The sequence below is a fragment of the Halorubrum sp. CBA1125 genome, assembly GCF_009742825.1.
GTDB lineage: Archaea > Halobacteriota > Halobacteria > Halobacteriales > Haloferacaceae > Halorubrum.
The window spans coordinates 1-10,393 of sequence record NZ_WPCE01000105.1 but is presented as its reverse complement, the minus strand read 5'-3'; the positions used below and the strand labels follow the sequence as shown (position 1 = coordinate 10,393).

The 10,393-nt window shown below is 64.9% G+C and carries 11 protein-coding genes; 4 read left to right on the top strand and 7 right to left on the bottom strand.

The features are described from left to right. Positions 1 to 823: 823 nt before the first annotated feature. Positions 824 to 1,855 (bottom strand): Gfo/Idh/MocA family protein, encoded by a 1,032-nt coding sequence (locus GJ633_RS10310; protein ID WP_156588762.1) that lies wholly within the window; start codon positions 1,853 to 1,855, stop codon positions 824 to 826. A 398-nt stretch (positions 1,856 to 2,253) separates the two neighbouring features. On the opposite strand from GJ633_RS10310, the gene GJ633_RS10305 reads away from it, so the two are divergent. After that, positions 2,254 to 3,582 carry a cytochrome P450 gene (locus GJ633_RS10305; RefSeq protein ID WP_156588761.1) on the top strand — a complete coding sequence of 443 codons (1,329 nt, stop codon included), beginning with the start codon at positions 2,254 to 2,256 and terminating at the stop codon, positions 3,580 to 3,582. A 62-nt stretch (positions 3,583 to 3,644) separates the two neighbouring features. On the opposite strand, the gene GJ633_RS10300 is transcribed toward GJ633_RS10305, so the two are convergent. Further along, the gene (locus GJ633_RS10300; protein WP_156588760.1) at positions 3,645 to 5,054 is read right to left on the bottom strand and encodes an aspartate ammonia-lyase; all 1,410 of its coding nucleotides are present in this window, start codon (positions 5,052 to 5,054) and stop codon (positions 3,645 to 3,647) included. Positions 5,055 to 5,206: 152 nt separating this feature from the next. On the opposite strand from GJ633_RS10300, the gene GJ633_RS10295 reads away from it, so the two are divergent. Further along, complete coding sequence (locus GJ633_RS10295) at positions 5,207 to 5,812, top strand: hypothetical protein (RefSeq protein WP_156588759.1); 606 nt, start codon at positions 5,207 to 5,209, stop codon at positions 5,810 to 5,812. A 64-nt stretch (positions 5,813 to 5,876) separates the two neighbouring features. On the opposite strand, the gene GJ633_RS10290 is transcribed toward GJ633_RS10295, so the two are convergent. The 3 genes from GJ633_RS10290 to GJ633_RS10280 form a co-directional block, all read right to left on the bottom strand. After that, positions 5,877 to 6,323 (bottom strand): hypothetical protein, encoded by a 447-nt coding sequence (locus GJ633_RS10290; RefSeq protein ID WP_156588758.1) that lies wholly within the window; start codon positions 6,321 to 6,323, stop codon positions 5,877 to 5,879. Positions 6,324 to 6,367: 44 nt separating this feature from the next. After that, complete coding sequence (locus GJ633_RS10285) at positions 6,368 to 6,700, bottom strand: BolA family protein (protein WP_156588757.1); 333 nt, start codon at positions 6,698 to 6,700, stop codon at positions 6,368 to 6,370. 509 nt (positions 6,701 to 7,209) lie between these two features. After that, positions 7,210 to 7,605: a winged helix-turn-helix domain-containing protein gene (locus GJ633_RS10280; protein WP_156588756.1), complete on the bottom strand. Its 396-nt coding sequence runs from the start codon at positions 7,603 to 7,605 to the stop codon at positions 7,210 to 7,212. Between the two features lie 141 nt (positions 7,606 to 7,746). Between GJ633_RS10280 and GJ633_RS10275 the strand changes: the two genes are divergently transcribed. Beyond that, positions 7,747 to 8,253 carry a GbsR/MarR family transcriptional regulator gene (locus GJ633_RS10275; protein ID WP_156588755.1) on the top strand — a complete coding sequence of 169 codons (507 nt, stop codon included), beginning with the start codon at positions 7,747 to 7,749 and terminating at the stop codon, positions 8,251 to 8,253. A gap of 130 nt (positions 8,254 to 8,383) precedes the next feature. Here the strand turns inward: GJ633_RS10275 and GJ633_RS10270 are convergent, their stop codons facing one another. Further along, positions 8,384 to 8,935 (bottom strand): hypothetical protein, encoded by a 552-nt coding sequence (locus GJ633_RS10270; protein ID WP_156588754.1) that lies wholly within the window; start codon positions 8,933 to 8,935, stop codon positions 8,384 to 8,386. 265 nt (positions 8,936 to 9,200) lie between these two features. Between GJ633_RS10270 and GJ633_RS10265 the strand changes: the two genes are divergently transcribed. Next, on the top strand, positions 9,201 to 9,869 hold the full coding sequence (locus tag GJ633_RS10265) for an AIM24 family protein (RefSeq protein WP_156588753.1): 669 nt from the start codon (positions 9,201 to 9,203) through the stop codon (positions 9,867 to 9,869). 43 nt (positions 9,870 to 9,912) lie between these two features. On the opposite strand, the gene GJ633_RS10260 is transcribed toward GJ633_RS10265, so the two are convergent. Further along, a partial coding sequence (locus tag GJ633_RS10260; RefSeq protein ID WP_156588752.1) for an HAD-IC family P-type ATPase occupies positions 9,913 to 10,393 on the bottom strand: 481 nt, incomplete at its 5' end.

The window sequence follows — 10,393 nt, the reverse complement described above, 5'->3', positions numbered from 1 at the left end:
TCGCTGCCGCGAGGGCGACGTCCGACGACGTAAGTACCGCAGGGAGCGAGCAACGCGAGCGACCGAGGAACGCAACGAGTCGCGCGAGTCCCGCGAGCGGAGTGACCGGGACCACGAAAGTCGCAGCCCGCGCAGCGAAGCGAGCAGGACCGTCTTTCGGAGGTCCTCGCGGCTGGGGCTTTGTGAGTGTTCTCCTCGCCAGCAACGAATCCCGTCTCGAACGCTCCAGTTCGCTCAACTATCCCTCTATCGTACTACTAGCACGCCGAGGCTAACAGCTGTTTCAGGCGATAATATATCTGAAGAAGAGGATTTCAACAGAGCTAGTCTGGTAAATTAGAGGAGGCCACACAATCTTTTGAACGTTATCGAGATTCAAACGTTTAGATCTGTGTAGCGGATAAGGTCGAGTACCGAATTTGTCTAATGTAATTCCACAGATACGGTTCATCTTGTAGTTGCATTGATAGCCCTACTGGCACTATGCAGATTAGATAACATCGCGTCATGATACGGCACACCCGGGGGCTTTCATCACATTCTCATACGGCTCTGTAGTAGAATCGGACGCGGAAGACGGAAAACAGGGGTTAGAAACCTGTCAGAGACTGGGTAGCTTAGCGGTGAAGCGCGTCCTTGGTAAGAAGATAATGACGACCCACTATCTTTAACCGATACTTGCGCCGTCTCTCACACAGTTATTGGAACGCCTCATAGAAATTATAGGCTCCGTTGAACCCCTTTGGAACAGACAGGAACCGCTTGCTGAATACAGAGTTCCACTACGAGTGAAGCAACAGGGCGAGCCGACAGCACCCGAGTGTCAGTCGGTCAGAGGTAACGATCCGTCCCACACGGTCGTAGGGATCGCGTCCGCATACACACTCCGGACGCACTTGTCCAAGATTGCCTCTGTCTGAATGGCGTCCCGGCCGGTCAAGCGGTTCGTCTCCCCGTCCAAAAGGACAGCCTCGACGTGGTCGAGGAGGCCGCCATGTGTCGTTTCTGGTTGGTTGTATGCGACACTCCCCGACTCTCCTGCAACTTCGTAGGTAAAACCGCCGCTGTCCAGTGTCTCGGCGACGATCGAACCCGCTGTGCCTCGAATCACAAAGCGGTCGGTCGAACCCGCGCCGACGAAATCACTCGTAACTGTGCAGCAGACACCATCCGCGACAGAGAGCGAAAGGGAAACGGCTGTCTCCGTTTGACTGTCTCCGTCATCACAGCGGACGACGCCGGTGGCCTCAGTCGGTGCGCCCAGCAGGTGACAGAGTAGGTCGACGCGATGAGAGGTCGCGTCAACGAACCAGCCGCCGCCGCTGATCTCGGGTATTTCGCGCCATCCGCTGTCGTTCGGTCGCGGGTGCGCGTAGTTGACAATAGCGCACACCGGTTCACCGATCCGTCCCTCCGCGAGCAGCGACTGTATCTCCTCGACGTGAGGATGGAACCTCCGGTAGTACGCGACAAACAACTCGACACCAGCCCGATCGCAGGCGTCGATCATGCCACGTCCCTCTGTGACACTACGCCCCATCGGCTTCTCGACGAGGACCGGCTTGCCAGCCTCGGCTGCGGTAACGGTGAAATCCTCGTGGGTATTGGGCGGCGACGCGACGTAGACGGCATCGATTTCGGGGTCCGTCATGACCTGTTCGGCGTCACCGGTGGCGATCGACACGTCGTGGGCCTCCGCATAGCGCGCCGCCGACTCGCCGTCGCTGGAGACAACAGCCTGGATGCAACTTCGGTCGGATTGGTGGAACGCGGGACCGCTCTTCCGTTCGAGAACATCGCCACAGCCAATCACGCCCCATCGGATCGGCTTGGACAGGCCGTTACTATCGTGCATATGTTGTGATCGCCCTCTCCCGTTCTAACACTTCTCCCCGGGAAATCGGTCGCGTTAAGCTGCTCAATTCGGTTGCGGAGGATGGACGGGAGAGTCTCGTGCTGGGTAGCGCAATTGGAACTGTACTGTACCGGCTCTGGTATGGTGTTCTCAATCCACTTCCCGCCGAAACGGCTCAATGCACGATACGCGGGCTGTATTCAGCATATTCGCTGGAACGTGTCACAGGAAGAGGATTTCAACAGAGCCAAATTATAGAACTCCGATGATCACTACGCATACACGCTCCTGATAGCTGATTCATCAGTCCCCCTATAAAATAGATCGGCGTGAGAAGCGTTCGATGACACCCTCGTATTGTAACAAATACTAAGACACTAAGCGTCGTCCCGAGTCGTATGGGAACGGAGCAAGGTGGAGAGCCATCGGGTCCGTCGGGTCTTCCGGTGGTGGGGAATATATACCAGTTCGCGTCTGATCCACTGTCGTTCTACGAGGAGGTTGCACGCGAGTACGGGCCGATCGCACGGTACAAACTCGGCGGGACAGAGTTCTATCAGTTGAGCGATCCCGAACTCGTCGAGCGGGTGCTGGTCCACCAGAACGACAAGTTCCGCAAGGGCGAAGAGTATCGGCGGATTCTCAACCCCGTCATCGGCAATGGCCTGTTGATCAGCGAGGGCGAATTCTGGCGACAGCAGCGTCACCAGATGCAACCGGCCTTCCATCCCGAAGCACTCGCTGACTACGCGCCGATAATCGTTGACTACACCAGACGACTACTGGCGGACTGGCGCGACGACACGGTGCGAGACATCCACGCGGATATGATGCAACTCACCGTCGAGATCATAGCGAAGACCCTGTTCGACGTGGACATTCGGGACTACGAGGCCAACATCGCCGACGCGCTCGAAGCGGTGATGGACCGTTCGGAGAAACGACTCGAACGGCCCATCGACATTCCAGACAGCGTTCCGACGCCCGGCAACCGCCGGTACAAGCGCGCGCTCTCGGCGCTCTACGCGATTGCAACGGAGATCGTCGAGGCGCACGACGTTGACGGAGACGACGTGGTCTCGCGGCTCTTGCGGGCGAAATCACAGGTGGAGGGGCTCGACGACGAGCAGATACAAGACGAGGTGGTGACGCTGCTGTTGGCGGGCCACGAAACGACCGCGCTCGCGCTGACGTACACCCTCTACCTGCTGGCGACGAACCCGGAGCAAGCGGACCGACTGGGTGCCGAACTCGACGAGAACGTGAACGGCGGCCCGCCGTCGAGAGACGTCATCGAGGACTTGCCGTATACGAAACGGACGATCAGAGAGGGAATGCGCGTGTATCCCCCGGTGCAGAGTGTAATACGGGAAGCTACCGAACCGGTCGAACTCGGCGGCTACGAATTCGCTGAGGGAACCGCAGTTACGGTACAACAGTGGGTACTCCATCGTGACCCCCGGTTCTACGAGCGTCCCGACGCGTTCCGGCCGGAGCGGTGGAGCGAGGAGTTCCGCGACTCGCTCCCGCGGTTCGCGTACTTCCCGTTCGGTGGTGGGCCACGGCGCTGTATCGGTGAGAACTTCGCCAAACTGGAAGCGCGGCTGGTTCTCGCCACGATCGCACAGGAGTGTGAGTTCGAAGCGGTGACCGACGAACTGTCGCTGTCGCCGTCGATCACGCTCCGCCCGGACGGGGCAGTGAAGCTGCGGGTCAGACGGCGATAGGGCACACAGAGATCCTGAACGCCTCGGGCCGAAAGAACCCAGAGGTGGCTGCTCTCCGCCGATCAGTCCTCGCCGCCGAGGATGACGCGGTGAGTCATCGCCTCGGGGTCGAGCACCTCGTCCGCCTCGTCCTCGGTGAGGTACCCCTCGCTCACGGCGACCTCGCGGACGCTTTTCCCCTCGGCGAGCGCCTGCTTGGCCACCTTCGAGGCCTTGTCGTAGCCGATCGCGGGGTTGAGCGCGGTCGCGAGCGCCATCGACTGCTCGACGCGCTCGCGGCAGTGCTCCTCGTTGGCCTCCAGCTTCGCGACGAAGCGCTCGCCGAACGTCGCGGCCGCGTTCGAGAGCAGCTCCGCCGACTCGAGGAAGTTGTGGGCGATCACCGGCTTGTAGAGGTTCAGGTCGATCTCGCCGCGGGCGGCGCCCGCCGAGATCGCGGCGTCGTTGCCGACGACCTGCTTGTGGACCTGGTTGACCGACTCGGCGACGACCGGGTTGATCTTGCCGGGCATGATCGACGAGCCGGGCTGGTTCTCGGGCTGTTCGACCTCCCCCAGGCCGTTGCGCGGGCCGGACGCGAGCAGCCGCAGGTCGTTGGCCATCTTGTTGAGGCTGCCGGCGATCGTCCGGAGCGCGCCGTGCGCCTCCGCCATCGCGTCGTGGGCGGCCTGCGCCTCGAAGTGGTTGTCGGCCTCGCGGAACGTCGTGCCCGTCTCGTCGGAGATGTACTCCGCCGCGAGCCCCGGGAACTCGGGGTGCGTGTTGAGCCCGGTGCCGACCGCGGTGCCGCCCAGGGCGAGTTCGCGGAGGTTCGACTGCACGTCTCCCGCGCGGTCGATCCCCTTCGCGACCTGGGTGCGGTAGCCGCCGAACTCCTGGCCGAGCCGGATCGGAGTGGCATCCTGGAGGTGGGTCCGACCGGTCTTGACGACGCCGTCGAATTCGGCCTCCTTCGCCTCTAGTTCGGCGTGGAGCGTCTCGAGAGCGGGCACGAGGTCCTTCTCGACGGCCTCCAGGGAGGCGACGTGCATCGCCGTCGGGATCACGTCGTTCGACGACTGGCCGTAGTTGACGTGGTCGTTCGGGTGGACGACGCGGTCGCCGACCGCCGCGCCCGCGATCTCGGCGGCGCGGTTGGCGATCACCTCGTTGGCGTTCATGTTCGAGGAGGTGCCCGAGCCGGTCTGGAACACGTCGACCGGGAACTGGTCGTCGTGCTCGCCGGCGATCACCTCGTCGGCGGCCGCCACGATCGCCTCCGCCGTCTCCTCGTCCAGCAGACCGAGGTCGCGGTTCGCCTGCGCGGCCGCCTTCTTCACCACGCCGAGCGCGCGGATGAAGCGCCGACTCATCGGGATTCCCGAGATCGGGAAGTTCTCGACCGCGCGCTGGGTCTGTGCGCCCCAGTAGGCGTCCGCGGGAACCTGCATCTCGCCGAGGCTGTCCTCCTCCGTGCGGAATTCCTCACCCATGGCGGGGGGTATCCCGGAGAGCGTGTAAAAGGTATTGAATGCGGGGCGACCCTGCGACGAGCGCCGACCGCGTCAAATCGGTGAAAATCGACGAAAATCGAACCGAGCGTCGCCCCGTTACAAGTCCGGTCGCGGCCACCGGACGAGCGCAGATGAGCTCGAACGACTCCGCAGTTCGAAGCGCGCTCGACCACGAGACGATACGGTCTGCGAGCAAGCTCCTGATCGCCGCGATAGCCCTGATCGGGGTGCTCGCGCTGGTGACGCTGCTCCCCGGCGTCGACCGGCTCGTCCCGCTCGCGCCCGTGACGTTCGCCGCGGTCGCCACCGCGGTCGTCTCGGTCGCCGTGTCGGGGATCCTGCTGTACGCGGCCCCGAAGTTCGCGCTGCTGACCCGGACCGCGCTCGGCGGATCCGTGACCGACGCCGACGACGGTCCGGACCGGATCGTCGAAAACGCGGCCGGAATGGTCTACTGGCTCGTCGTGTTCGCCGCCGTCCTGGTCGCGTACCGCGGACTCGGGGCCGCCGCGATGCCGCTTTTGGGCGACGCGGCGTGGGTGTACGACGCCGGGTTCCTGTTCGTCGCGCTCGTGCCCGTAGTCTTCCTCGTCACCCGCCTGACACTGACCGTCGACCCGCTCGCCGAGCTGGTCGCCGACCGGGTGACGGGCGGGAGTGTCGACGACGACAGCGACGACGACAGCGAGGAGAGCGTGGGCGGCGACGACGACAGCGACAGCGACACCGGGAGCTGACGCCGACGGGAGCGCGGCCGGCGACGGACAGGACGACCGCGCCGAGCCGTCGTCGACCCCGCAGTCACTTGAATACGAACGCGAGGGAGATGAGCGCCCCGTTGATCCCGAACAGTCCCACGACGAGGAGCCCGAGCGGCGGGTCTTCGCCCGGGTAGGCGACCACCAGCGCGAACGACCCGATCCCGAGGGCCGCGAGGCCGATCGTCAACACGGCGTCGGCGTACCGGTTCCACGCGTCGTCGAGCGCGGGCTCGAGCCGCGCGAGCCACCAGTCGACCTCGGGATCGTCGTCGTGTCCGGTATCCCGCTCGAACGCACGTCCGAACAGCCGAGACAGGGCGGGACGCCCGCCCGCCGCGAACAGCGTCACGACGCCGACCGCGGCGAGTCCGGCGAGGAGCGGCGGCGACGCGATCCGGGCCTGCAGCGCGAGAAACAGCGAGATGAACGCCAAAAGCGAGACTCCCGAGAGGATCCCGCGGAGGGCGCGTCGGAGGGTGGATCGCATGGTGATGAAGCGAGGAGCGGTGAGACGCCGACGACGGGGCCGGATCAGGCCTCGTCGCCCGCGATCAGTCCCGCCTCGCGGAGGTCGTCGTCGAGCGTCCCGTCGCCGTGTTCGGCGTACGCCTCGGGCGTGTACGTCTTGATCTCCAGCGCGTGGACCGACCGCGTCATGCGGTCGCCGACGGCGTCGTACACGCGCTGATGCTGGTCGACGAGCGACTCGTCCTCGAAGGCCGGCGAGACGACCACGGCCGCGAAGTGCGCGTCCTCGTCCTCGTCGTTGTGCACGCGAGGAGTCGTCACCCGCGCGACGGCGTCCGGGACGTGCGTCTCGATGAGGTCTTCGATCTCCGCCGGATCGGCAACGTCGGCAGTCATGATCCGCCATCGGGCGCGCCCGGTCAAAAAGTGTCCGCATACGGGGACGCCGAAACCGCACGCGACGAGGCGAGTCCGGCCGGTGAAGACGCGACGAGAAACACCCGACATGAAATATATGAAATTCGGTATGAATGGAGTATCATCCGTATACTCTCATTGAATTCGAGGACGACCAGAGACGTGATCGGGTCGTTTCAACACCTATCTATGTCTGTTTACGTCACCGACAGTGTCCACGTCGGTTCCTGTTCATTCAGTCCATCCCCACAGATTCTAGTACTCATCCGCGCTCTTTCGCGAGCGGTCAGTAGTTGTCGGACACGTAGAATACACGAGGAGCGCTCTCGGACCACGGTTGGACAATTCTCACATACACATAACTAAAATGAATATACTGAGAGTATATCATTTCGGTCGATCCAACGAACGGTTCGACGTGCTCGTGGAGCCCGATAGCGGGAATATCTGTCGCGTCCGCCGATCGGGCGTCGGACGAGCGGGGAAGGCTACCCGTCTGGCCCCGAGACGACCTCGCGGCCGGCCTGCGAGCCGCGCTCGACGTCGTCGCATCCGCCGAACTCGATCACGAGGCGTTCGGCGGCCAACGCGTAGACCGTCATCTCTTTTCCCTTCTCGGAGTACCACGTGTCGACCGGCGTCACGACGTCCGTCTCACAGAGGCGATCGAGGTGGTACGTGACGTTCTGGAGCGACTTGCCGAGGGCGTCGGCGACGTCGGAGGCGGTGCCGGGCTCCTCGCCGAGGACGCCGAGGATTTGCTGGGCGGTCTCCGAAGAGAGTACCGGCAGGACGTCGGTCGGATCCTCGCGGTCGACGACGACGCTCGTCCGTTTCTGCGGGGCATGTTCGACTGGCGGGTGGTGTGGGAAGGCGCTTGCCATAGGTGTGGAGGGCGGGGGTTGGTGTGCGTGTTGTTCGGCTCATCCCGAACGAACGAATCAAACAATTTAATGCTTACGAAACACTTCGGAGAAGTATGCCGCGACAGCGCGCGCAGCAGGCCGGTCGAGCGGGTGCCCGATATGCGTGACGACGACCCGGCGGCGGCGCGAGAGCGCGTCATCGAGTCGATGGAGCAGTCGGCGGAGCTGTACGGACTGAGCCGGAGCGCCGGCCGGATCTACGGCGTGCTATACTTCGCCGCCGAGCCGCTCTCGATCGGCGACCTCGTCGAGGAGACGGGGTACGCGAAGTCGACCGTCAGCAACGTCACGCGGACGCTGACCCGGATCGGCCTGATCCGCCGGCGGTCCTCGTCGGGCGGCGGCCGACGGGTCCGGTTCGAGCCGGAACGCGAACTCTGGTACGTCGTCCGCGAGGTGCTCCGACGCGACGTCGCGCGCGAGCTCCAGACCACGCTCCGCACCGTTCGTCAGGCGGAGCGCGACCTGGAGGCGGTCGACGACGAGACCGCGGCGCGGATCCGCGAACTCCGAGAGACGCATGAGACGCTCCTCGACGTGGTCGACCTCGCCGCCGACTTCTCGGCGGCGGAGCTCCGCGAGGCGCTCGAAGCGTACGACCGGTAGCGCCGGCGCGACCGGCGACGCCGCCCCGCAGCGATGGCTCTCGGGCGGGAATACCCCCAGAGAAGAGAAAGTCCTCACCAGGGAGACAAATCCTCACCAGGGAGCAAATCCTCACCAGGGAGACGAATCCTCACCAGTGGACCGTGTAGGTACACCGGTCCCCGCCGCGCCGGCGACACGTCTCGCCCGTCTCCTCGACGAACACGAACGCGTCAACCGGCGCGTCGCGCCTGGCCACCCCGCGGACGAGCCCCCGATCGAACCGGCACGGGTACGGGTTGTGACACTCGACCGTCCCGGTCCGATCGCCGGTCGACTCGAACCGGTAGCGGCCGATGTCGCCCCCGCGGTGGTTGCGCCGGTACGCGGCGTCGATCGAGCGAAGCCCGTCGGAGACGGTGTCGAAGTCGTTCGGCCACTCGGCGACCGACGGGAGCGTCTCCCCGAGCCGGTCGAGCACGTGCGGCTGGAGGTCGGCCGCGATCGTCTCGAACGCGTTCAGCCAGGCCTGCTGCGGGTACCACTCGTCGGGGTCGGGGTCGGAGATTCCCTCGGCTTCGAGCGCCTCGACCGCCCGTTCCCGGTACTCCGCGGAGAACTTCCCCATCGCCCGTTCGACGATCGTCAGGACCGTTTGCCCGTTGACCTCCGCCTCCGGGTCAAACGCCTCGTAGGTTGCCATCCGTCCCGGTGTCGGATCGCCCGCGTGATAAATGGCACCCTCGGAGCCTCGATCGTATCCAGGCAGACCGGTCAGAGACGAGCCTCGTCCCGGCTGCGATCCCCCGCCTGCGACCTCCTGCTCGCAACCTCCAACCTGCGACCTCTCGCCCGCGATCCTCGCCCACGGCCTCCGGTCCGCGACCGCTGGTCTGTGACCGGTGAGTTAAGCGCCGTTTTCACTTTTCGGTGGAATTAGGCGGTTTCCGCGCGACCGTGCCGGCACGATGGAGCTCGACGAGTTCACGCGCGAGAACGCGCCCGAAGACGGCGGTAGCGGCTTCCAGAAGGAGAATAACCGGCTTCTCGACATCGCGGTCGACGACAGCGTGATGGTCAAGGCCGGGGCGATGGTCGCGTACACGGGCGACCTCACCTTCAGCGGCAAGGCCAGCGCCGAGGGCGGGATCACCGGCCTCGTCAAGGAGGCGGTGAGCGGCGAGGGGACTCCCGTGATGGAGGTCACCGGCGAGGGCCACCTGTACGCGGCCGAACAGAGCAAGAAGGTGCAGATCCTCGACCTCGAGGCGGGCGAGGCGATCTCGGTGAACGGCAACGACGTCCTCGCGTTCGACTCGACCGTCGACTACGAGATCAACACCGTCGACAGCATCTCGGGCATGGCCGCGGGCGGGCTCACCAACGTCTACCTCACCGGTCCCGGCGAGGTCGCGGTCTCGACGCACGGGGACCCGCTCGTGATCGAGCCCCCGGTGTACACCGACCCCGACGCGACGGTCGCGTGGAGCGCGAACCTCTCGCCGTCGTTCGAGACCAACAAGCTGATCGAGATCGGCCAGACCTCCGGCGAGTCGATCCAGCTCTCCTTCGAGGGCACCGAGGGATTCGTCGTCGTCCAGCCGCACGAGGAGGGATCGGTGACCAGCGCGCAGTGAGCGGTACCGCCGTGACTCGGACCTCCGTGACCCCGGTCCCGTCTCAGCGCAGCCGGCCGAAGAGCCGGTAGTCTTCGGCCGGGTCGTACCGGCGGAACAGGAGGCTGTTGGTCAACACGGAGACGCTGGAGACGGCCATCGCTCCGGCCGCGAGCACCGGCTGGAGCAGCCCGAGCGACGCCAGCGGGATCATGGCCGTGTTGTACCCGAGCGCCCACACGAGGTTCTGTTTGATCTTCTGGAGCGTCGCGTCCGAGATCCGGATCGCCTTCACCACGTCCAGCGGGTCGTCGCGCATCAGCGTCACGTCGGCGGCCTCGATGGCCACGTCCGTCCCGGAGCCGATCGCCGTCCCGACGGACGCGACCGCCAGCGCGGGCGCGTCGTTGACGCCGTCACCGACCATCATCGCCCGCCGGCCGTCCGCTTGGATCGCCTCGACCGCGTCGGACTTGTCCTCGGGGAGGACCTCGGCGCGGACGTTTCCGGGATCGATCCCGACGCGGTCGGCGACCGCGCGGGCG

What these genes read in the sequence shown, in the direction of transcription:
- GJ633_RS10310 (WP_156588762.1), bottom strand. Translation starts at nt 1,855, where the DNA reads ATGCACGATAGTAACGGCCTGTCCAAGCCGATCCGATGGGGCGTGATT.
- GJ633_RS10305 (WP_156588761.1), top strand. Translation starts at nt 2,254, where the DNA reads ATGGGAACGGAGCAAGGTGGAGAGCCATCGGGTCCGTCGGGTCTTCCG.
- GJ633_RS10300 (WP_156588760.1), bottom strand. Translation starts at nt 5,054, where the DNA reads ATGGGTGAGGAATTCCGCACGGAGGAGGACAGCCTCGGCGAGATGCAG.
- GJ633_RS10295 (WP_156588759.1), top strand. Translation starts at nt 5,207, where the DNA reads ATGAGCTCGAACGACTCCGCAGTTCGAAGCGCGCTCGACCACGAGACG.
- GJ633_RS10290 (WP_156588758.1), bottom strand. Translation starts at nt 6,323, where the DNA reads ATGCGATCCACCCTCCGACGCGCCCTCCGCGGGATCCTCTCGGGAGTC.
- GJ633_RS10285 (WP_156588757.1), bottom strand. Translation starts at nt 6,700, where the DNA reads ATGACTGCCGACGTTGCCGATCCGGCGGAGATCGAAGACCTCATCGAG.
- GJ633_RS10280 (WP_156588756.1), bottom strand. Translation starts at nt 7,605, where the DNA reads ATGGCAAGCGCCTTCCCACACCACCCGCCAGTCGAACATGCCCCGCAG.
- GJ633_RS10275 (WP_156588755.1), top strand. Translation starts at nt 7,747, where the DNA reads ATGCGTGACGACGACCCGGCGGCGGCGCGAGAGCGCGTCATCGAGTCG.
- GJ633_RS10270 (WP_156588754.1), bottom strand. Translation starts at nt 8,935, where the DNA reads ATGGCAACCTACGAGGCGTTTGACCCGGAGGCGGAGGTCAACGGGCAA.
- GJ633_RS10265 (WP_156588753.1), top strand. Translation starts at nt 9,201, where the DNA reads ATGGAGCTCGACGAGTTCACGCGCGAGAACGCGCCCGAAGACGGCGGT.